This is a genomic window from Paenibacillus sp. MAHUQ-45, assembly GCF_058133325.1.
Genome location: NZ_JBYUPV010000002.1, coordinates 248,869 through 271,619, shown reverse-complemented (window position 1 = coordinate 271,619; position 22,751 = coordinate 248,869). Strand labels below are relative to the sequence as shown.

The window sequence follows — 22,751 nt, the reverse complement described above, 5'->3', positions numbered from 1 at the left end:
CTCTTCATTCGATTGGCGGACTGCCAGTGGATTCCCGGATGACCAGTTCTGGCTGCATAACAATTCTCTGCTTGATATCATCTGCGTTATCCAGACTGCCGATCAGCAGATCGAACGCCAGCTTCACCATCTGATCCATAGGCTGAGCAATAGTTGTCAGCGTTGGGTTCGTCACGGTGGACAGTATGGTGTCGTCAAAGCCGATAATCGAGAGCTGCTCCGGTACGGATATGCCCGCTTCTTTCGCGGCCTGCAGCGCGCCGATAGCAAGCAAATCGTTGCAGCAGAACAAAGCCGTGGGACGTTCCGATCCGCGAATAATCGCAGCGGCTGCCCGTTTGCCGTCTTTAATATTCGACTCACAGGACAGAATCTCCTCCGGGCTCAATGAAATTCCTGCTTCGAATAATCCAAACCGGAAACCTCTGACCCGCTCAAAGCTGCTGCTGACCTTGAAATTCTCCGAAAGAACCGCCACTTGCTTATGGCCCTTGCCCAGCAAATACCGGGCGGCAAGCTCGCCGCCCCTGAAGTCGTCCGTCAGGACGCTGTGCACCGACATGCCTGCGGCCTCCCGTGCAATCATAACAATCGGAAAGGACTTCTCTGCAAGCAGCGCGAGAATCTCTGCATTCTCTAATCCGGTTCCGATCAGAATACCGTCAACGTTCTTTTGCTCCAGTAGTCGGATGTACTTCTCAACGCGTTCATCCCTGTTGTCCGTACTGCAAACGATGACACTGTAGCCTTCTGAATGTGCCAAATCCTCTACTGTTCTTGCAATTTCAGAGAAAAAAGGGTTGGAGACATCCGGAATCAGAAGACCTATCGTGTAGGTCTTCTTCCCCATCAAAGCGGACGCAATGACACTGGGCTGATAATTCAGTCGCTCCATCACCTGCAGGATTTCTTCGCGCCTTTTCTTGCTTACTTTTCCTTTACCGTTAATTGCGTTGGAGACGGTGGCAATCGATACGCCCGCTTCCTTCGCAACATCATATATCGTGGTTGCTTTCATGGCATAGCCTCATTATTATCGGATTGTTAAGGGATAGTTTCTCTTCTTTCAAATCCCCATCACATTATTATCCGATGAATATACTCTTTTTGCAACACTCATTCACTCTCAGCCGGAGCGGTGGAAAGTGGCTTAGCGAGCCATTCATGATCTGGATCATTGTGAAATTTCCAGATCCGGGTTGGTCCGGCCATCACGTTCAGGTAGTAAACATCATAGCCAGGAGGCGCCGAGACAGGGTGATACCCTTTCGGTACAAGCACGGCTTCGCTATCTTTGACAGCCAGCGTCTCGTCGAGAGAACGGTCATCCGTATACACACGCTGAACGGCAAAACCTTGTTCAGGCTTCACATGGAAGTAATAAGTCTCTTCCAGCAATGACTCCTCTGGCAGCGCATCCCGGTCATGCTTGTGCGGAGGATAACTCGACCAATGACCCTGCGGTGTGAATACCTCGACCACCAGCAAACTGTCAGCCGGCTCCTGCTCCGGTAAAATATTATGGATGAACCGCTGCGTAGGTCCTTCTCCTCTAACCTCAACGCCTACATCGCTAGGAGCGATCAGACGCGCATCATGGTTGCCGTGACCAGGGGCCTTGCATACTGCAAGCTCCAGTTCAGTTACAGCGGTCACCTTGAAACGGTTGTCATTCGGGACATAAACAGAATAAGGTGGAATCTGCTCGAACACGCTCATTCTTTGCCCGATATTGAGCCAGGAAGCATTGGCAGTCGCGATGTCGGCTCTACCACTCAGAAGCACCAGACATACCTCGTCACCATCTGTAGACTGGCTTAACGTCTCACCAGGACTCAATCGATAGACCTCGAAGCCTACATAGGTCCAGCCAGCGGACTCAGGTGTTATCGATAGCGCGGGTTGATTACCTGTACGTTGCGAATCCGGACTTACAATCAGCTTGCTCACGCTTTTCACAACCTTTCCTTATTGTAATTCCGAGAGTTTGACCGGACGGTTCTCTTGCAAGGAAAGCTTCGCTGCCCGGGCAATTCTTTCTGCCTGCCAGCCGTCATTTCCGTTAACTGAAACCGCCTTGCCCAGTAGAAGAGTATCGATAAATTGCTGTGTTTCGTCTACATATGCTGCATTATAACGTTCCAGGAAGAAGTGAAGCGGCTTGTCGCTTTGGATGCCGTCTTCTGTACTCAAAACAGCCGTGTTCGGAAAATCATTGGCAGCCGTTACAGAACCCTTCGATCCAAACACCTCAACACGTTGGTCATAGCCATAAGCCGCCTTCCGGCTGCAATCGATGACGCCAAGCGCACCATTTGCGAAGCGAAGGGTCACAATCGCTGTGTCCACATCGCCGTATTGACCGAATACAGGATCAATCAGTACGCTACCTTGGGTATAGACTTCTTCAACTTCACTACCCGAGAGGAAACGAGCCATATCAAAGTCATGGATCATCATATCCATGAAGATGCCCCCGGAGACCTTAATGTATGCTTCTGGTGGTGGCCCCGGGTCCCGGGAAGTAATCTTGATCAGATGGGTGTCGCCAATGGCTCCGTTCTGCACATGCTCACGCACCCGTTTGAAGTTGTGGTCGAACCGGCGATTAAAGCCGACTTGCAGCTGTACGCCTGCCTGGGATACGGCTTCGATAGCTTCTTCAGTCTGACGGATATCCATACTAAGCGGCTTTTCACAGAAAATATGCTTACCCTGTTCTGCAGCCTTCTTAATCAAAGGGACATGCGTATCAGTGGAAGAACAAATAAATACAGCGTCAATCTCGGGATGGTTCAGGATCTCTTCGCTGTCCTTAGTGACGATGGCAATGCCTCTAGATGCCGCCCATTCTTCAAGTTCCGGACCTGCGAACAGGTCGCTCACTGCGAGAATCTCCGCTTGTGGATGTCTGATCAAGTTGTCGGCATGGATTTTCCCGATTCTGCCGGCGCCGATAATACCGAATTTCAGCTTCTTCATAGTCGTCAGCCTTTCTGTAGTGGGGTGTAAATACGATTCCGATTTCTCTTCTATATGGATTCAGTCCACTCCATCATTCCCCCCGGCTCACGGCCGGGGATCTGCTATTTCGTAGTTGTAAGGCTGCTATTGTGAATTACCAGCGAGCGGTAACCATCTTTTTGCGGGTAAAGAATTCTACGCCGTCTGGTCCGTTGGCATGCAAATCACCATAGAACGATTTCTTCCAGCCCGAGAACGGGAAGAAGGCCATTGGAGCTGGAACGCCGAGATTGACCCCGAGCATACCTGCATCGATAGTTTCACGGAATTGACGCACGCTGCTTCCGTTGCTGGTGAACAAACAAGCTCCGTTCGCGAACTCTGAACGATTGGCAACAGCGATTGCATCCTCCAGCGTATCTACACGCATCACGGACAATACCGGTGCGAAAATTTCATCTCTCCAAATCTTCATTTCACTGCTAACCCGGTCAAAGATCGTCGGGCCTACGAAGTAGCCGGAGTTCTGAACAGCTTCATCCTTACGCCCGTCTCTGACTAGCACACCGCCTTCGGATTCCCCAGACTCAATATAACCAAGTGTTCTTTCCTTGTGTCCGCCACGGATAACCGGGCCAAGGAACGTGCCTTCATCCAGTCCGTTACCGATCGTAATCTGATCGGCAGCAGCAGCCAACCGCTCAACCAGCTCATCGGCAACATCACCGACAGCGACTACAACGGCGCAAGCCATGCAGCGTTCGCCTGCAGAGCCAAATGCTGCATTAACGATTTCTTTGACCGTCAAATCCAGATCCGCGTCAGGCAGAACGATGGAGTGGTTCTTCGCGCCAGCCAATGCTTGCACGCGTTTGCCATGAGCCGTACCTCTTGTATACACGTACTCTGCAACCGGTTGTGATCCAACGAAGGAGATCGCCTTGATCTCCGGGTGCTCCAGAATACCGTTTACGACATCATGTGCACCGTGTACGACGTTCAGCACGCCGGCAGGTAGACCTGCTTCATGGAACAGCTCAGCCAGACGGTTCGCCAGAAGTGGCGTACGTTCGGATGGCTTCAATACGAAGGTGTTACCAACGGCAATCGCCAGCGGGAACATCCAGCAAGGTACCATCATCGGGAAGTTGAACGGTGTAATACCGCCGATCACGCCGATAGGATAACGGTACATGCCCGACTCAATGTTGGAAGCAATATCCGGCAATTGTTTACCCATCATCAGGTTTGGTGCACCAGCAGCGAACTCGACACATTCGATCCCACGCAGCACTTCGCCACGCGCTTCGCTCAAGCTTTTACCATTTTCCTTCGTAATCAGGGTAGCCAGCTCATCCCAGTGATCCACTAGCAGCTGCTGATATTTGAAAAGTACGCGGGCCCGGCGAGGAACCGGTGTCCGACTCCAGCTCTCAAAAGACTTGCGGGCGGCTTGGACCGCTGAATCTACGTCCTCCTTGGAAGACAATGGCACCTGCGCCAATACTTCTTCCGTAGCAGGGTTGTACACATCATCGTATTGTACAGCGGAAGACTCCACCCATTCTCCGCCGATCCAGTTCTTTAACTTCGTTGTCATCGTATTCCCTCGCTTATAGTAGATTTAGCGGCTTTGCTTAGCCAGCTATGATTTCGCCGCGGTTGCAGCGTTCAATATAATCTTCAACTTGTGCTACAGTTGGCATGGCATCTGAACAGCTATGGCTGGAAATGACAATACATGCAGCCGCACTGCCGAATTCCATGCTTTTCTCAATAGTTAGACCGGACATGAGTCCATGAATGAAGCCTGCGGCATAAGAGTCGCCCGCACCAAAAGTCTTGATAACCTTGGCCGGATAGGATTTAGCCCGTTGCTCCAGTCCCTCTGCGGTGTAGGCGATGGATCCTTCCTTACCGTGTTTGATAATAACGATTTTGGCAAAGTGGTTGAACCACTTGGAAGCTGTAAAGCTGTCGCTATGCTCGAGATTATTCTCAAATCGCTCCATGCTGTCGAATTCTTCTCTTGTGCCAATAATAATGTCACTCTTCTCTGCCGCCAGGTTGTAATATACTGCTGTTTCTTCGGCAGAATTCCAGGTATACGGGCGATAATCAATATCCAGAATGACTGTAGTGCCATGCTTGCGGGCATAATCCAGAGACAGAAGCACTGCTTCCCGCGAAGGACTAGCTGCGAGCGCAGTACCCGATACAAGCAGGGCCTTGCTGTTAGCAATCAGTTCCTCATTCACTTCAAGCGGTCCCAGCTTCAGGTCAGCCACATTATCACGATACATCAGAATGCTGCATTCGCTCGGGCTCTTGATTTCGGTAAAAGCAAGGCCTGTAACCGCACCGGTCTTGTCTGTAACGACATTACCGGTATCAATACCTTCTTTCTCCAGGTACCCTTGGATAAAGCGCCCCATCTGGTCATCGGCAATCTTGCCGATAAATGCTGTTGCATGACCCAATCGGCTCATGCCGATAGCAATGTTGGCAGGAGAGCCACCTACATATTTGGTAAACGTCATCGTCTCTTCCATAGGCCGATTAATCTCATTCGCATTCAAATCGATGCACAAGCGGCCAATCGCAGTAAAGTCAAACTTCCTTCCGGAAGGAAAAATGTTAGACAATATGTTCACCCTCCTTCGTTTATAGTAAAGATTCCAAGTAACGGAGTGCCTTCTCTGCGTATTCACGCGCCGGATGTTCGCCTGGGTCCTGTTCCCCTTCGAGCAGCGCCCATCCTGTATAGTTACGGCTTACAAGTTCGCCGATAATCGGTTTGAAATCAATGCAGCCATCTCCCGGAACCGTGAACACGCCTCTACGAATGCAGGTGACGAAGTCCACGCCATCGGCTCTGGCCTGCTCCAGCAGCGCTGGACGCACATCCTTGAGATGTACATAAGCCACTCGATCATAATGCTTACGCAGTACATCCAGCGGATTCGCGCCGCCATACAATGCATGACCAGAATCGAAGAGTAGATATACAGCCTGTGGATCTGTCAGCTCCATCAGCTTGTCGATTTCTTCCGGGCTTTCTACAGCAGTACCGCCGTGGTGATGGTAAGTCAGCTTCAAGCCGTACTCTTGGGCAATTCTGCCGGCAGCATTCAGACCTTCTGCCAGGCTGGCCCAGCCCGCTTCATCAAGACGAATGACTTCACTCTCATTTGGCGTCCGTCGCGGATCGAAATGCAGCGAGCCACCCACCTCACAAGTGCTGATGACCTTACTGCCCATGCTCTGCAGGAATTTGGCATGTTCCCGGAAAGCTTCCAACTCCTGCTCACGATATGCGGGATCAGAGAACAATACGGATTTCCACTGGGAGACCAGCTGAATGTCACGCTTCGCCAGTTCTTCCTTTAGAACTGCAATATCGGTCGGGAACTTTCTACCCATCTCCGTGCCCTTAAGGCCCAGGGAATGGATATCGTCCATAATCTGCTCGTAAGTGGTATCATCGCCATGCTCTTTAACATCTTCGCCGACCCAGTTAATAGGGTGAACGCCTAATTGAAATGGAAACCGTGTCATCACTTAGTCCTCCTAGTAGACTCTCGCCTGAGATAACTTCTCGTTCATTGCCTGATGCGCATCTGTGACTTTAGTGCTTGAGGAAACGGCGGGAACCCCTACATTCCACCAGGATTCATATCCGTCAGTATTCGTACCAGCAAGAACCGGAATTTCAATTAATGTAGTGCGTGTTTCTTCCTTCGCTGCCTTAAGTGCTTGCTCAAGTTCTTCTGGTGTAGTCGCTTTGTATGCGGCTGCGCCAAGGCTGCGGGCATGCGCTGCAAAATCAATCGGGAGCGGCGCCCCTGTGTAACGGCCTGTACTCTGTTCACGATAACGGAACTCGTTGCCGAAGCCGTCACTGCCATGTCCGCGCTGCAGGTTATGAATACATTGATAACCATGGTTGTCGAATAGCAGCACAGTGATTTTGCGTCCTTCCTGAAGGCTTGTGACCAATTCGGAATGGAGCATCAGATAACTGCCGTCTCCGACAACGGCGTACACATCACGTTCCGGCTCGGCAAGTGCAACGCCGAAGGCCCCGCTGACTTCATATCCCATACAGGAGAAGCCATATTCCATGTGATAGCCCTTTGGTTGTCCGACCCGCCACAAGCGGTGCAGGTCACCCGGCAAGCTGCCTGCCGCGCAGACAATAACGGCTTCGTCGCCGATCGTCTCGTTGATAACACCAAGCGCACGTGTCTGGGCGAAGCCTTCTGGATGTTCCAGCCCATACAACCGGTCTACCTCGTTCTTCCACTCGGTGCCGAGTGCCGCAAGCTGTCCGTCTTCATAAGAACTGCTATAACCTGCATCACTCAAGCCTTTCAAGAGCTGAAGGATGACCGTCTTCGCATCTCCCGTCAAGGCTACGCCATCAAGCTTGGCGCCATCCATACGGTTGATGTTGATATTCAGGAACTGCGCTTCCGGATGAAACGCAGATTTAGATGATGTCGTAAAATCGGAATATCTTGTTCCGATACCAATAATCAGGTCTGCCTCTTTGGCTACTTTATTAGCGGCCAAAGCGCCGGTTACGCCGACTCCGCCAACATTGAGCGTGTGGTTCCAAGGCAAGGAGCCTTTACCTGCCTGTGTTTCCGATACCGGAATGCCAAACTTCTCTGCAAATTCCGCAAGCGTTTTCGTAGCGTCTGAATATTTAACGCCTCCACCGGCGATGATCAAAGGCTTGCGTTTGGACTTCACAAGGGCGATCGCTCTTTCCAGAGCCTGGGGAGCCGGTTGTTGGCGTTCTACATAATGCACCCGTTTCTCGAAGAAGGATGCCGGATAATCATAAGCTTCAGCCTGCACATCTTGTGGCAGTGCCAGGGTTACCGCGCCAGTCTCGGCCGGATCTGTAAGCACGCGAATCGCGTTCAGAGCTGAAGTCATCAATTGTTCAGGGCGGACAATGCGATCCCAGAATCTGCTCACCGGCTTAAAAGCGTCGGCTGCCGAAATCGTGTAGTCATGACCGGCTTCAAGTTGCTGCAATACCGGGTCAGGCTGTCTGGAAGCAAAGTTGTCTCCTGGAAGAAGTAGCAGCGGAATACGGTTGACCGTTGCCGTTCCGGCTGCAGTAACCATATTCAAAGCACCAGGACCAATGGAAGTAGTGCATGCATAAATTTGTTTGCGATTGTGTTGTTTAGCGAACGCGGTGGCCGCATGTGCCATCCCCTGTTCGTTCTTGCCTTGGATGAAATTCAGGCTGCCTGAGCTACGCTCCAGGGCCTCACCAAGACCGGTTACATTACCGTGACCAAAGATTCCCATTACCCCGGCAACAAATTTTGTTTCGACTCCGTCGCAGGAAATGTACTGTTGATCCAGAAATCTTAATAGGGCCTGTGCCATTGTTAAGCGGATAGTAGTCATTGTATCCTCCCTATTTGTGAGTTAAGCGCTTATCAAAAATAAAGAAATGTAAATGCAATCATTTTATATTAATTGTATAGGTAAAGCGCTTAATCCAATGTTACAATGAATAGGACAAAAAAATCAATCATTATTTCTTGGAGGTTTTGCTAATGCCTGTTGTCGACCATCTTCGTCCCTTCTGGGACACTGTTCTTCGCGTTGCACCATTACTATATTTGGACCGTCAGGAGCCCTTCAAACCGCATCGTGTCGGGGTCACTGTATTCGAGACGACCGCACCTTCGGTTTCTTTTGACCGGATCGTCCATGTCGATACCAGCAAGTATAGCCTGGTCATTGAGTACGCCATTTATTACGATTATGACATTCAACATATTTATGATTTGGAGCATGTTTGGGTATATCTAAATCATGACGGTGGCATCGAGTACGCTGAAGTCAGCTTCCATGGCCATTTTATGGTAGGACTAATGCGCGACCGCAGCAATCTGACGGATGATAATGTCATCAAAATTTATGTTCAGCCCGGTAAACACGCCATGGCGGCACATGAAGAATTGTTCCGGCTGCTCCCGAACGTCGAGAGATGCTGCCAAGAGGAGGCAGGAATCGAAGGTGTGCTGGAACCGGACATGTTCAGTGGTGAGTTCAAACCAGGAGTACATATCGATCCGCCAGCCGAGGCGCATTTACGAACTTTCAGTTTTCAGCCATCGTTCGAATATGTTCCCTATACCTTACCTGAGGAGACATTCGTCTCCTGGCCAGAGCTGCGCGAAGAGATTCCGGTACGCATGAAGGCTCTCATTGACACGATTAGGTAAAAAATATTAATTTTCTGGAAAATAAAAAGTAAAGAGGTATCCCCTAGCCGTGAATGGCTGGAGGATACCTCTTCGCATTAATTGTCCGATTTGCCAACAACTTTGCCCCTTAACTTACCCAAGAATGACTAAACCGAGGAGCGACAGGCTTAGCTTTTTACTATTTTTTTGGACTTAGAATAAATAAATAGCGTCTACCGTATTGTTCATCTGAAATTCTCAGGCTTTTCTACATACCACTCCGTTAATCCGCATTTCGAACATACAAACGGAATGATCGGACTGCTTTCTTTTGTTGTAAAATTTTTAACTGGTTCTTTTATTGCTGAGAACTTACCAATCGCACTTGTTGCTCTTGAGCGAGTCATATCAATATTGCACTTTGGACATTGATGATTCAGAATAATCAGCTCTTTCTACTTTGTTAGTCTTCGATTAACTAATAAAACTTTGTATTTTTCTACCGTCTTCAAACCGTTCTTTAAATTCCCCTCTAGTGTATTCGTTAATGGTCTTGTTCCAAAAAGCTTGCGCCGGTTTGTTACTTTCTATTTGAAAGACTTCCCAGTTACCCTTATGTAATTCGAATATTTGTTTGGCTACTGCTTTGCCAATTCCTTCTTTTCTATACTTCTTCAGAATAAAGAACTCTGCTATTGAAAAGTAATTCCGCTCTTCTGATTCAATGAATCTTACTAAGACAAATCCTGCATATTTTTTATCTTGTTTTATGACATAAGGAAACCGATGATTCTCTTCTTCCCAATAGTCATCTAAATAAGGATATGGCGCAAAAAGCCCATCTTCCTCCACATCACACTTTACAAATTCAGAAAAATCATAAATATAAAATTGCATTAAATTTTGTATGATCTCTTTGTGTTTTTTAGCAGCACGTAATAATTCATAATTCATTTAAGCGTCCGCCTTTTTAAAGTCTTTATGTATCCTTCTTTGTGCAGTAGGCAAGAACTTTCGCCATGATTAAAAATAATGCCGATTTCTACCTTCGATCTCCGCTTTGCATTGACAACATATTACTACATATTCAGAAATAAACTGTAGTTCAAAACCTTCATAAGTCCAATTCAAAATACATCAAAGGTTCCGCCTCTTACACAATTTCTGCGATCTGCCCGTGAAACTTGTTTTTGTACATAACCCAAAATGAAATACAGGAGGAACTTGCGATTTTGAGTACAGACGTCATGTTATGGATACTACCGAAATCGCACGAGTCTACGGTATTCTCTGAAATATTGAGACTTTAATCCCCAAGCCGTGAATGGTCGGAGGATACCTCTTCGTGTGTAAACTACTTTGTTGATTTAATACTTAGCGCTTATCCTTTAGATAAATAATATTGATGCTGGGTATTGAGTAATTTAAGAATCTCTGGAAGCTCGTGATGTGTGACTGGCGGCAAACTGATTAATTCGCTACCGCATCTAAAATAGGTACGACCATCATCATATTTGTATTGATATCCTTCAAGTTCGTCTAAACACTTCCCACCGTTGTAACATCCAGTGTACTTATAGTTATATTCTTCAATAGCAAACCTTACACTATCATGAAAAATATAAGAGTATTCTAATGAAGCATAGAATTTCATTTTTAGTACTGGAATTTCTTTTTCTATCGAGAATTTCATAATATGTTTCTTAGTCTTATTATTTTTAAATACAAAATTAAGTGCTTGAGTCTTGGCCTTTCGGGGTTTGTATCCAAGTTTTTCAGCTTGATCAGCAATTTTGGAGTATAACAGTTTATCCTCGTCAGACAAGTGTTGGAAAAACTCATCAAGAATTATCTTAATCACCCCATTAGTCTCTAGTGTATTTATTGGGCAACAAGTCATTTATTACGGTCTTTATGTATCCTTCTTTGTCACTTAAAATCACATTTGTTCCTTCGCCATAATCGCTTATTAATTCTCGACAAATACCACATGGGGACACAACTTCTATTTGTTGATTTTCTTGAGTGGGGTCAGGATGCCTAACTGCTACGATGGTATCAAATTCGCTTTCTCCTTCTGAGATAGCTTTCCCCAATGCAATTGCCTCTGCGCATACAGAGACACGACCAATACTAGCTTCTAAATGTACTGCTGAATAAATCTTTCCTGTTTTTGTTCTTACAGCTGCTCCAACATGATGCTTTCCGTCTACATATAAAGCTTTTATTGTGTTCTTCGCCACATCTATAAGTTGAAGATCTTCTTGATCTACTGTCATTAATAAATTCACTCCCACTAAAAAATTGATATATCGACTGAGCTCATTCCATAATTATACATTCAGTATCCGAGCGGCGATAGCCATACTGAGTGAATATATTGTTACGTGAAGTCCAGGAATGCTCGGAGGAGTGTTATATTGGCTTTTCGGTGAAGTAGGCAAGAATCTTCTGCCATGTTTAAAAGCGAAGAGGCACCCCAAGCCATAAATGGCCCGAAAGATATCTCTTCGCTTTTTATATTAGGTGATCCTATTCACTGAATTAGTGTTCTAATTTTTAAGACGAACAAAAGAAAGTAACAAACAGCGAAAAGGAGCTAAGGGTTTGCCTGAAAGATTTCCGGAGGAAAGCTTGTATCGGATGACTAACTGGTCGGCAGATTTCAAATGATATAAGATCCATCTCCCAATTAAGGGCATTTTTGTACCTTATATTTCTCTAATATAGAGAAAAGAGGTGATTAAGGGCATTATTGCATCTTATTTTTCGAAAAAACTCTCTAAACGTGCTATAGTGGAATATTTAAGGTACAATACTGCCTCTAATCCCTGCTAACGCTTCATTACATAGTAATTAAGGTACAAAAATGCCGTTAATTACACGTTGTGAATCACATAGAGTCCAAACATCACCATAATAAAGCTTGAACTTTTTACTTGTAGTTTGAATCCTACGTCTGGTTCTTAACTTTGTCTTATTTGGTATAAAATCCTCCTAATGTTCTGTGAAAATAAAGTTTTAGACTGATCCATTAAATGAAGCAGCGGCAGAACAAGACTTGATAATTAAAGCCTTAGACTGCCGCTGTTGTTGTCAAACTATCGTTCCCCGTTAGCTCATCAACTAAACATATTATTAATTATTCTTAAATATTAGAAGACAAAATGCCACCTGAGTACTTTAACCAATTAAACATAAAAGTACCTACGTTCAATGGTCTTATTGATTCTCCATTTTACAAGACTAAACTCACTTCAGATAATATTTTCTCCTTCACGCCTTATGGAAACTGCAATCGCCCCAAAACCCAAGTCAGCACACATGGGGCAGACAAAAAGATAATATCTCCCACTTTCCAATTCAGAACGAGTCTTTAGCAACAACTTTTCCATTTCTTCTTGTTGAGCTTCCTCTTCCTTATGTCGGAGTACATATATAAAATGACTGAAATTGAGTATGTAGTATTCTAATGGCAAACCGAGAGACGGTAACCAAGCGTCTCAACGCTGCGGTTAATCAGATTCATCGCTGGGTAGACATTGTAAGTGGGGACGTGCACATAATGAAACAATATGGGCGATCCTTATTCACCCTTTATTTGCGCATACCCAATTCTCCATCTCCCAGCCACCGGCTCCTTCACCATCCTCTTCTTCACTTTAAATACAGGATGAAATCCTGCGAATTCATGAGTCTGAGTGAGGAAACCGAATCATTTCGAGGGAGTTAAATTAAATAATATCAAATTCTGCACCTTCTGGATAAAGAGAAACATATTCTTCATCTTCATCTAAAAAGGCTACTTTCACATTATCTAATAAATTTTTATTAGATAATTCCTTAATTGTAGTTTTTAAAGCTTTTTCGACGTCAAGAACGTAGTTGAAGACGTTCACACTACCACTACCAATGTCTCCACCATCACTCGAACCATTTCCAGTCCAACCTAAACACTCATTCATTAAATTTTCGACCATATGCCTTTTTTCAAGTGCTTCTTCCATTTGATTTTCTTCATATGGGTATTGGACAACAAACTCGATTAACTCCTCCTCATCAAGATTTTCATAACCATTATTCAGCTTCTCTTCAGCTAATTTTTCCATTACCTTTTCTGCTTTTTCAAATAAGTTTAATTTTACTTCTTCTGATTCACCAGTATCTCCAACAACACCATAGTGGACTGTTAATGTTCTACCATTTTTCCAAACTTCCCAATACACCAATTCATTATCAACTTTTTTGACTAACTTAATCACCGTTTATTCCTCCTGTGAAAATCACTAATCTTTTATGTACATTTCCCTCGGTTTTTACTTCTTACCTTCAATGTCTTGTTGCCTTTTAATTATCTCAAAATATCAAAACTTATGCATTGGTTACTAGTTCTTTGTTAAACTAACCTGCCCGTTAGCGTAATTAAGTTATCTTTTTTCTGGAATCTTGTATTATTCTAAAAATAAAATTGCCTATCATTCCCAAAATGGTGTACCTGTAAATAAAAAATTCTCCCCATTTGCATACCTGCCAAATTCACGAAATGCAGACTTATGCACATCCGTCGGCAACCATTTGTTCGAATCAGGTAGTTCATTGTGTCTGCTAACCTTTAATTCCTCTTCTTCTGACAAGACGTTCCCTGTGATCGAACTGTACTTCATTTTTTTCCAGATACTTTATGTTTTCGAGAAACTTTATTCGAGTGAAGGACTAATCCGTCCTTTAGAAATGGAAAAAAACAGCCCCTTAATCAGGAGCTGTCTTGATAAAATACATCTGAGTGTAATACTTTTTATTTCCCTTGAAATAGCATCTGTTGTGCTGTTATTCAGCCCCGGCGCGCTTACGAACAGAAGCCAGCAGCTTATGGAGCCAGTCGATATCCTTGAGGAACGTTTGGTTCGCATGCTCCACAATCAGGCTGACGGCCTCCCGTTTCTCTTCCGGAACTTCCAAGAGCTCAGGATCAGATCCCTCAATCATACTGACCCGTTTCTCCAATCTCGCAATAGCCTCCTCGATGACATACGCAAGTTTATGGGGATCGACCTTATCCAGGAACATTAACGAGGAATATAGTGACCGGATATCGTTGAATTTTTTGAAAACATCGTATATTTCTTCTTCCAGCACGATTCGTCCCTTGTCGGTGATACCGTAGGTGGTCTTCTCTGGACGATTGTCAGATTGCACCACCTGGAGCTTCTTGATCAGCCCCTTCTTCAACAGCACCTCGAAGTTATAATACAGCGTTCCGTCGTTGATGGACACTGTGTTCTCCAGTGGCTTGAGGATCATCTTCTTAATGTCATATGGATGATGCTCGCCCTCACTCAGCATACCCAGGATAAATATTTGAAGCGACAATAGTGTCCTCTCCTTCATGCATTTTTAAAAGGGGCTCACGAGGAGACTTCAGAGCCCGCTATAGTTATTTTACATGAAAAGAGGCTGCGGTGCAGGCTCAATTGCTTCTTTAGGCTGTTTTACTGTCTTGAACAGATGGATCAACGTATTAATCAACAGCGCTCCAAGGCCTACCAGTGCCAGGCCCGCGAGATATGCTCCAGTTTTGCCGCCGCCGAACAACAGGTTGTAATCCAGATGTACTGTATAGAACATCGGGGAAATATAGCTGATAGCCTTGAACACACCACTCATCATTTCCTGGGGAATTACAGAGCCGTTGGCAATCGTCTGGCTCAGAAGAATCGGCAGATTCAGAATCATCCCCGCCTGGCCCAACAGCAGACAGCAAATGCTTGTAAACTCAATAGCGACAAACATTTCTAACGAATGCACCATCCACACCTTCATAAATGTCTCAACACCATAGCCATGAACCGCGAAGTACAATGATACGCCGACAAGCGGGGCAATCAAGGACAACAGTACATTGACACCTTGCAGGGACAGGAAAGCCTTCCATTTGCCCAGACGAGATCTCAACTGATTCAAAGCGCCAACACTCATCATGGAATAGATCATCGCACCAACATAGGAAGACATCGTCAGGAACATTGGAGCCATCTGATTGTGCATGCCGACCGGTTGTGGATTGGTCATCACGACATTGGCATCCACCTTGCCCATTACACCAGCTACCATCTGCTGCGCCTGGGCTTCGGGCACCTTCATGCCTTGCAGAATACCATCGAAGCTCTGGGTCTGCAATTGTGTGGTGATCTTATTCGTGATCTGGGTGACAACGTTTTGCATGGTACTACTTACAGTAGCGGGATTGGACTGGTTAATGAAAAAATCCAGCTTGACCTGCTCTCCCTGTGCAGACAGCTTCTGCGTAAAATCCTGCGGAATATGCATCACCAGATGGGCGCTGCGATCTTCCAGCTCTTGTTTGGCCTTTTCCAGTGACAGATTCGTTACGACGTGAAAAGGCATCTGCGCTTGAATCTCCTTCACAAACGCTGCACCAGCCTGCTGATCCTCGTTGACAATGGCCACAGTTAGTTTGTCCAGATCCTTAGGCACCGAGCTGTACCCGCCCATAAAAATCCCGATCATCACGATCTGATAAAAGATCATCATAAAGACGCCACTCAAAATACCTTTGTGCTTCAGAAATGATTTCATACCCAACTCCACCTTATACTTTATTTTATATACTTTAATTAAAGTAATACAATCAAAGGTGGGTGTCAATGGGGAATACAAGGAGCAAAAAAAACAGGTCTACAAAACTGCCGCAGCATTTTTATAAACCTGTTGAGTATTTTTACATAACCTATTCCCTGACTTGAATAACCAACTTGCCGTTGACATGACGGGTTTCACTTCTGAGGTGCGCCTCGGTCACTCCCGCCTGTGACAGTGGAACAACGCCGTTAATATGAACTTTCAGCTTGTGCTCTCTAACCAATTCTTCAATCTGCGCAAAATCACTTGCACTGGACTGAATGAGCGCAAATTTTGCCATGACATCATTCCGAGAAGTATTTCCCTTAATAGCCCGGTTAATCAGCGAGATCAGCTTGCCTCCCTCCTTGAGCACTTTATAGCTCATATCCTCAACCTCACCACCAATACCATCAATGACGACATCGACAGCATGCACAACTTTAGTAAAATCAACAGCTGTATAATCAATGACCTCATCCGCGCCGAGCTGTCTAACAAAATCATAATTCCACGAGCTTGCCGTTCCTATAACATAAGCGCCTGCCCATTTAGCCAACTGAATCGCGATGTGCCCTACACCGCCTGCTGCGGCGTGAATTAATATACGTTCTCCTTTACGGAGCTGACCGTAGTGAAAAAGCGATTGCCAAGCTGTAATCGAAACTGCCGGTAAAGCTCCTGCTTCGGCAAAAGAAATACTTGGGGAGATACGGACCACAGCAGATTTATCTACCTTTGTATATGCTGCGTAGCCTCCGGAATCCACAAGCCCGAAGACCCGGTCCCCTGGTTGTACGTGATTTACATTCTTCCCTGTCGCCTGGACGATACCGGCAATATCAACGCCCAAAATGTGTGGAAAGTCTACTGGAAATATATCATGCACTTGTCCTGAACGAATGTAACAGTCTACAGGATTTACTGACGTGGTATACACCTCAACCAACACTTCATCATCATGGATGATCGGAATTTCAACCTCCTCTTCTCTAAGCACATCTGGGGTTCCGTATTCATTAAAAATAATAGCTTTCAACCAGATATCCATGGATCGTATCAATCAACATGCCAACAAAGAAATTCTGATCCGCTTCCTGACATCGGCTGCTGTAGGGGTTGTGGAATGGTGGATTATGAACAAAATGCCCTATTCCGCGGAAGATATCGCCGATGAAATATGGATGTTACTGGAGCGAAATCAGGTGCAAAAAGTGGAGATCGGGTAAGGATATCTGTCCCCTACTATTCAGCGCAAAAAAAGGATTGGAACCTCCGGCCGGGCCGAATCTGTTCCAATCCTTTTAAGTAATACTCGAGCGTTCGTTTGCCTTCTCTTACCTACCTCTATGCTGCTCCGTGAAGGGGAAGAAAAGAAGGGGGAATAAGCGCATGCGGACGTTCTTTCTTACCCACCCCTGTGTTGCTCGGTGAAGATTTCGAAAAAAGGCGTCGTATCCCGCTCCGCCATCGTGGACACGGAATTCCGGCTCCAGCCGATCTCGGCCCGCCAGCTTCCTAGCAGCCCGGATGACACCAATTCCTCTTCATTCACTTCGACCGAACGCTCACCCTGAGGCGCCACATATAGTGCATCCGCAGGACAATAAGCCTCGCACATAAAGCAGGTCTGGCAGTCCTCCTGCCGGGCGATGACGGGTAGCTTGCCCTGCATCTCGAATACATTGGTCGGACAGACCTTCACACACAAGCTGCACCCGATGCAGCGGTCCTTGCTGACTAGCTCGATCATATCGCCTGCTCCTCCTGCAGTCTGCTCAGCTCATGGGCGTGAGGCACGCTCTCTGTGCTGGTGCAAATCTGCTCGATACCAGATAGGATCACCCGGTGGGTCTGGCGTGGGTCCAGAGCTGGATATTCCGCCAGGCTTTGCAGACCGCGGGTCTCCTTGCGGGCCAGCGCAGCGGTATAGATCCACCGGCCGACGACCAGCAGGGCGGCCGCTTCCCGGGCCTGCACGGTCCCTTGCACCGATGGTGCGATTCTTCCGTGCAGGCTGGGCATGAGGTCCGTCAGTCGCTGCAAGGCGGACTGGACGACCGGTACGCTGCGGAAGTAGTTAATCCGCAGCGGCAGGATCTCCCGCTGGACAGCCGCAATCAGCGGCTTTGCGTCCAGCGCCCTGCTGTGGGTGGCGCCAGCCGGCAGACCATAGCGGCCCGCCGCGACCAGCCGCCGGCTGTCTGCGCCTCTTGGCTGGGCCAGCGCATACTGCGCGGCGCCCTGCCCGGCCCAGCTTCCGCTGCACATGGCCCAGGAAGCGTTGTAGGCCCCGCCGCCGGAGATCGCGCCGGTTACCTTCTCGCGCGAGGCGGCGTCCCCGGCCGCATATAGGCCGGGGACCGTGGTGGCGCAGTCGCTACCCGTAAGGCGCAAGCCGCCAGTACCGCGCATCGTCCCTTCGTAACGAAGGGTCAGCGGAAACTTGTGCCGGAACGGGTCGATCCCGGCCCGTTCCAGCGGCATGAAGAAGATCGGGTGGGCCCGGCGCAGGAACTCCCTCTTCTCTGCCGTATCGGCCAGATCAAGACAGGCGTAGACGGGACCTTGCTTCATTAGTTCCGGCAAGCTGCCAAAGGTACGATCTCCCTTATGCAGCGGCTGGCCAGCCGCATCATACAGCGTGGCCCAAGCCAGCATACGCCCGCGTGTGACGGTCCCATCGGCAAAGCTGGGGGCATATTGACGGCTGAATTCCATGCCGGATAGCTCCGCGCCCGTCTCGGCAGACATCAGCAGCCCCTCCCCGGTCAGCACGTTGCAGCCCAGACCTTTGCTGAGAAAAGCGCAGCCACCGGTAGCCATAACGACGGCATTAGCCCGAATCTCCCAGCTCTCACCGGTCAAGCGGTTGATACCGCGTGCACCGCCGACACCATGCTCATCATGCAATAGTTCCAGGGCAGGCGACTGATCCAGAATTTTGACCCCGGCTTTGCGCACGGTCCGCCGCATGATTTGCATGTATTCCGGTCCGTGCAGATGAGTGCGGAGCGGTTTGCCTTCCTCATCCTTGGGGAACGGATATCCCCACTCGGCCACCAGTTCCAGATTATGCTCTACCTGATCCAGTACCCGGTGAATCCAGGCATTTTCGGACAAGTATCCGCCTGCCCGGAGTCTGGCCTGAACGGCTTGCTCCCGCAAGTCCGCCACCGGGGGAATGACGAGCAGCGTGGTGCCTCCAGGCGCGGTCGCTCCGCTGGTACCCAGATAACCTTTATCCGCCAGGATGACCTTGGCTCCTTGCGAAGCAGCCTTCCAGGCAGCCCAGGCTCCCGCCGGTCCGCCGCCCAGCACCAGCACATCTGTCGTCCATTGTTGATCCTGCTGAGACACCATGTTTCCTCCTTGTTCATAGGCCATGTCCCATGGACCTTCTGTTCTTGGTGATATTGAGTGATATTGAGTGATATTGAGTGATATTGAGTGATATTTTTAGTGCTATTGAGTGTTATTTCAGCTGCCAATCACTGATCTTGAAATCTTTTTTCGCCAGCTTCTCTTCCACCAGGAAGTTCTTCGTGCCTTCCAGTAGCTTCGTACCTTCCTCCGTAAACGCGGTATCCTTGATATCGCTGATCGGACTCACTTTCTTCACCAGTTCTGGCGTTGTATTACCGATATCCGCAAGGAATTGATAATATTCATCCTCATGCTGCTTCAGATCGGCCAGCGCTTTCTCGCGCGCTTCATTCCATACCTTCGGGAAATCAGGGAACTTCGCCAAATAATCCTCAGACACTACGGTTGCACTTGAACCCAGGAGGGTAGGATGCTTGGAAGCATCATCCAGATAAGTGTAACCTTCATCAAGCAGCTTCAGTGCAGGAACGCCATTATTAGTAGTGGCATCCACATCTCCGCGGGCCAAGGCTGCTGTTGCGTCGGGAATCAGCATGTGAACAAGCTTCACATCTGTGACTCCTTCATCTTTTAGCAATCCGGCCACATAACGATGCATGAAGGAGCCTTTTTGGATGGCAATCGTCTTACCTTGAAGATCTTTGACTGTCTTTGGGCCGTTCTTCTTACCAATCAAGTAGCCAATGGTATTCGCCGAGGATTGGGTGATCAGACGAGTCTTCGCTCCGGAAGCATAGGCAATGATGGCAGGGGTGTCACCAAGACTTCCGAAATCAAGCCGACCGCTGATTAAGGATTCCGTCTGGTCCGGTCCGTTCGGAAAGCCAGTCAGCTTCACTTCAGTGATACCGTACTTCTTCAGCTCCTCCTGAATAATGCCCTTGTAAAAGCCCCAGCCTTCGGCTCCACCCGGAAGGTTCAGCTTGTTGGAGCCGATAAAGCCAAAGTTCAGCGTTGCAGGTACATTAATTGATGCCGCTCCGCTAGCAGCCTCGGCCTTCTCTCCACTTGCCGGAGCAGAAGCCTCTTTGCTACTGGAACCTGCGTTGTTCCCGCAAGCCTGAAGCACCATCATAATCATCAATGCACTTGCGATGAGCAGCAAACGCAGCCGCTTGCCGTGTCCCCCTTGATTCTCTCTGAATACCTTTGCCATTGTTGTTTCTCCCCTCGATGTTGGATGTTGGAATGAATATGAAGGCAATATTGCCAATGCGAATTTCATGGTGTTCTTGCAGCTTTGTAAATCTATATAGAGCACATTAAAATAACAAATAATGCTTAGAAGTTATTTCAGGAGTGTAATTAACGACATTTTTGTACCCTAAATTGTCTGCAACTAAGGGTTATTGGAGAATAAGTGCAATTTTGTACCTTAAATCTTCCAGAATACCCGTTCAGCGTGATTTTCCGAAAAATAAGATACAATAATGTCCTTAATTCCCTCTTTTTTCTGCATTGAAGAAAAATAAGGTGCAAAAATGCTGTTAGTTGGGAAGTTGGACCATTTTCCACTTTAAGAAGACGGGTACTTCACCAGAATAACGCCTGATTTTCTGCTTCAATCTTAAATTCACTTAATACATATAGAACTTTAAAAGCCCGCTCTTCGCGATAATTGATACATAAAGTCATGGCCCGCCACCGGCTGCCGACCTCTGCCCCAGCCCACCTTTTCACGGTATCCGCCAAGCAGCCCTCGCTCTTGTAATTCTGCCTCTGTCACACCGGTCACGGCTTCGGCATCAGGATCTACATAGAGTGCATCCACTGGGCAGTACAGTTCGCACATAAAGCAGGTCTGGCAATCACTTTGCCGGGCAATGACGGGGATTCCATTTTCCACACGCTCGAATACGTTAGTCGGGCAGACCGCTACGCATTGGTTACAAGATATACAACTGTCTGCACTGAGGACTTCAATCACAGAAGAACACTCTCCTTCGCTACCTCTTCTCGTTTGACCCATACGTCATCCAGGCCACCACTGATGAGACGATGATGCTGCTGCTCATCGATTTTTAGATAATCCTCCCGCTTGTGCATACCACGCGACTCCGTACGCGCAAGCGCGGAGCTATACATCCAGCGTGCTGTCGCCGTCATCGCCTGAATCTCCCGTGCTTTCACCCCTTCAGGTGTGCGCTGAATCTCCGTATTGCGCTGTTCTTTCCACAATCCGCCCAAACGTTCCAGCGAAGAAGTCAGACCCTTCTCTGTCCGGAAAAGATTGATATCATAAGGCTTTACTTCCGCTTGCACCGCGGAGACAAGCTCTGCTGTCCGCGCCGCGGTTCCCGGCTTCACCTGCCGGTCCACTAGCGGTGAGGACGAAAGACTGGATGCTGTGCGGTCCGCCGCATGTCTGCCCAGACTCAGCGCATAATCAGCAGCGCCTTCCCCGGCAAAAGAACCGGAGGACATTGCCCAGGCGGCGTTATGGCTGCCGCCACCGGTGAAGCCGCCGCAGATCAACTCGCGTGTAGCCGCATCGCCTGCTGCGTAGAGTCCCGGAACGCCTGTGCCGCAGTTCTCATCCGTGATGCGGATGCCACCTGTGCCTCGCACAGTGCCTTCCAGCCGTAGCGTAACCGGGAATGCGTCCTTGAAGGGATTGATCCCGAGGCGGTCAAAGGGCAGGAAAAAGTTCGTCTGCGCTACCCGCAGAAGCGGCTGTAAATCTTCCGGCGCTCCGTCCAGCTTGGCGAACACCTGGCGCCCAGCCAGCAGGCTGTGGGCTATGACCGACCGGCCTTTCTTGGAGCCGGCTCCTTCTACTACGCTGCCATCCTCATAATAGAAGCTGGCATAGTTGTAATATGCCGTTTTGGTAACCGAGGAAAAGGTAGGGCAGATCGCGTAAGCATTCGAAAATTCCATTCCGGACAGAGCCGCTCCCGCCTCAGCTGCAAACAGGTATCCGTCTCCTGTCAAAACGTTGCAGCCCAGCGCCTTGCTCAGAAAAGCGCAGCCGCCAGTGGCAATCACCACTGCCCCTGCCTGGACAGACCAGGTCTCTCCGGTCTGCGTCTGTACACCAGCCGCGCCAGCAACGCCATGACCGTCGGCCAGCAGTTCCAGAACCGGGCTGTGATCCAGAATCTTGACCCCGGCCTTCTTGACCAGCTTGCGCATTAAGCGCATATATTCCGGTCCTTGCAGACTCCGGCGGTGCTGATTCCCCTGTTCATCCAGCGGGAAGGGATATCCGGCTACACCGAGGCGATTCATATTCTCATATGTTCGATCCAGCACCCGGTTCATCCAGCGGTCTTCTGCCAGTCGTCCACCCATTTCAAAACGGCTGGCTTTGGCCTCTTCACGCAGCTTCTTGTCTGGGTTTACGTACCAAACACCAGTGCCGGAAGGAGCCGTTGCTCCGCTTGATCCGCAGTACCCCTTGTCAGCCAACACGACTTTAACGCCTTTAGCGGCTGCTGTGAGCGCCGCCCAGGTTCCCGCCGGACCTCCACCAATCACCAGAACATCTGCCGTCAAATCCAACGATCCTTTATGTGCTGCTACACTCATGTGCATATA

22 protein-coding genes are annotated in these 22,751 nt (G+C 48.2%); 2 read left to right on the top strand and 20 right to left on the bottom strand.

Annotation, left to right across the window (positions count from 1 at the left end; all coding sequences use genetic code 11):
- Nucleotides 1–4 precede the first annotated feature (4 nt).
- The 7 genes from AC3Y23_RS04895 to iolD all read right to left on the bottom strand — a co-directional run bounded on the left by AC3Y23_RS04895 (nt 5) and on the right by iolD (nt 8,397).
- Nucleotides 5–1,018, bottom strand: coding sequence for a LacI family DNA-binding transcriptional regulator (locus AC3Y23_RS04895; protein ID WP_379196257.1), 1,014 nt, complete (start codon nt 1,016–1,018; stop codon nt 5–7).
- 98 nt (nt 1,019–1,116) lie between these two features.
- Nucleotides 1,117–1,950 (bottom strand): 5-deoxy-glucuronate isomerase, encoded by an 834-nt coding sequence (iolB, locus tag AC3Y23_RS04890; protein WP_379196255.1) that lies wholly within the window; start codon nt 1,948–1,950, stop codon nt 1,117–1,119.
- 18 nt (nt 1,951–1,968) lie between these two features.
- A complete protein-coding gene (gene iolG, locus AC3Y23_RS04885) occupies nt 1,969–2,982 on the bottom strand; it encodes an inositol 2-dehydrogenase (RefSeq protein WP_379196253.1) in 1,014 nt (337 codons plus the stop codon).
- Nucleotides 2,983–3,118: 136 nt separating this feature from the next.
- Entirely contained in the window at nt 3,119–4,564 is a 1,446-nt protein-coding gene (locus AC3Y23_RS04880; protein WP_379196251.1) for a CoA-acylating methylmalonate-semialdehyde dehydrogenase, read from the bottom strand.
- Nucleotides 4,565–4,601: 37 nt separating this feature from the next.
- Complete coding sequence (gene iolC / locus AC3Y23_RS04875) at nt 4,602–5,609, bottom strand: 5-dehydro-2-deoxygluconokinase (protein ID WP_379196249.1); 1,008 nt, start codon at nt 5,607–5,609, stop codon at nt 4,602–4,604.
- Between the two features lie 19 nt (nt 5,610–5,628).
- Nucleotides 5,629–6,522, bottom strand: coding sequence for a myo-inosose-2 dehydratase (iolE, locus tag AC3Y23_RS04870; RefSeq protein ID WP_379196247.1), 894 nt, complete (start codon nt 6,520–6,522; stop codon nt 5,629–5,631).
- A gap of 12 nt (nt 6,523–6,534) precedes the next feature.
- Entirely contained in the window at nt 6,535–8,397 is a 1,863-nt protein-coding gene (gene iolD, locus AC3Y23_RS04865) for a 3D-(3,5/4)-trihydroxycyclohexane-1,2-dione acylhydrolase (decyclizing) (protein ID WP_379196245.1), read from the bottom strand.
- A gap of 152 nt (nt 8,398–8,549) precedes the next feature.
- Between iolD and AC3Y23_RS04860 the strand changes: the two genes are divergently transcribed.
- Nucleotides 8,550–9,224, top strand: a complete 675-nt coding sequence (locus tag AC3Y23_RS04860; protein WP_379196243.1) for a hypothetical protein — start codon at nt 8,550–8,552, stop codon at nt 9,222–9,224.
- 435 nt (nt 9,225–9,659) lie between these two features.
- Here the strand turns inward: AC3Y23_RS04860 and AC3Y23_RS04855 are convergent, their stop codons facing one another.
- From AC3Y23_RS04855 to AC3Y23_RS04820, 8 genes are all read right to left on the bottom strand, one after another.
- Nucleotides 9,660–10,139, bottom strand: a complete 480-nt coding sequence (locus AC3Y23_RS04855) for a GNAT family N-acetyltransferase (protein WP_379196241.1) — start codon at nt 10,137–10,139, stop codon at nt 9,660–9,662.
- Nucleotides 10,140–10,566: 427 nt separating this feature from the next.
- Entirely contained in the window at nt 10,567–11,046 is a 480-nt protein-coding gene (locus tag AC3Y23_RS04850) for a hypothetical protein (protein ID WP_379196239.1), read from the bottom strand.
- 4 nt (nt 11,047–11,050) lie between these two features.
- Nucleotides 11,051–11,464, bottom strand: a complete 414-nt coding sequence (locus tag AC3Y23_RS04845) for a cytidine deaminase (protein WP_379196237.1) — start codon at nt 11,462–11,464, stop codon at nt 11,051–11,053.
- Between the two features lie 978 nt (nt 11,465–12,442).
- Nucleotides 12,443–12,580, bottom strand: a complete 138-nt coding sequence (locus AC3Y23_RS04840; protein ID WP_379196235.1) for a hypothetical protein — start codon at nt 12,578–12,580, stop codon at nt 12,443–12,445.
- Nucleotides 12,581–12,919: 339 nt separating this feature from the next.
- Nucleotides 12,920–13,447, bottom strand: a complete 528-nt coding sequence (locus tag AC3Y23_RS04835; protein ID WP_379196233.1) for a WGR domain-containing protein — start codon at nt 13,445–13,447, stop codon at nt 12,920–12,922.
- A 565-nt stretch (nt 13,448–14,012) separates the two neighbouring features.
- A complete protein-coding gene (locus AC3Y23_RS04830) occupies nt 14,013–14,555 on the bottom strand; it encodes a PadR family transcriptional regulator (protein ID WP_379196231.1) in 543 nt (180 codons plus the stop codon).
- A gap of 69 nt (nt 14,556–14,624) precedes the next feature.
- Entirely contained in the window at nt 14,625–15,782 is a 1,158-nt protein-coding gene (locus AC3Y23_RS04825) for a YhgE/Pip domain-containing protein (RefSeq protein WP_379196229.1), read from the bottom strand.
- Nucleotides 15,783–15,933: 151 nt separating this feature from the next.
- Nucleotides 15,934–16,863: an NADP-dependent oxidoreductase gene (locus AC3Y23_RS04820; RefSeq protein WP_379196227.1), complete on the bottom strand. Its 930-nt coding sequence runs from the start codon at nt 16,861–16,863 to the stop codon at nt 15,934–15,936.
- Nucleotides 16,864–16,873: 10 nt separating this feature from the next.
- Between AC3Y23_RS04820 and AC3Y23_RS04815 the strand changes: the two genes are divergently transcribed.
- Nucleotides 16,874–17,053 (top strand): TetR-like C-terminal domain-containing protein, encoded by a 180-nt coding sequence (locus AC3Y23_RS04815; RefSeq protein WP_379196225.1) that lies wholly within the window; start codon nt 16,874–16,876, stop codon nt 17,051–17,053.
- A gap of 179 nt (nt 17,054–17,232) precedes the next feature.
- Here the strand turns inward: AC3Y23_RS04815 and AC3Y23_RS04810 are convergent, their stop codons facing one another.
- The 5 genes from AC3Y23_RS04810 to AC3Y23_RS04790 form a co-directional block, all read right to left on the bottom strand.
- Nucleotides 17,233–17,577 (bottom strand): 4Fe-4S binding protein, encoded by a 345-nt coding sequence (locus AC3Y23_RS04810; protein WP_379196223.1) that lies wholly within the window; start codon nt 17,575–17,577, stop codon nt 17,233–17,235.
- Entirely contained in the window at nt 17,574–19,187 is a 1,614-nt protein-coding gene (locus AC3Y23_RS04805; RefSeq protein WP_379197100.1) for an FAD-binding protein, read from the bottom strand. The genes AC3Y23_RS04810 and AC3Y23_RS04805 overlap by 4 nt, the downstream gene beginning before the upstream one ends.
- Nucleotides 19,188–19,299: 112 nt before the next feature.
- Entirely contained in the window at nt 19,300–20,367 is a 1,068-nt protein-coding gene (locus AC3Y23_RS04800) for an ABC transporter substrate-binding protein (RefSeq protein ID WP_379196221.1), read from the bottom strand.
- Nucleotides 20,368–20,805: 438 nt separating this feature from the next.
- Complete coding sequence (locus tag AC3Y23_RS04795) at nt 20,806–21,138, bottom strand: 4Fe-4S binding protein (protein ID WP_379196219.1); 333 nt, start codon at nt 21,136–21,138, stop codon at nt 20,806–20,808.
- Nucleotides 21,135–22,742 (bottom strand): FAD-dependent oxidoreductase, encoded by a 1,608-nt coding sequence (locus tag AC3Y23_RS04790; protein ID WP_379196217.1) that lies wholly within the window; start codon nt 22,740–22,742, stop codon nt 21,135–21,137. Before AC3Y23_RS04790 ends, AC3Y23_RS04795 begins: the two co-directional genes overlap by 4 nt.
- Nucleotides 22,743–22,751: the final 9 nt, after the last annotated feature.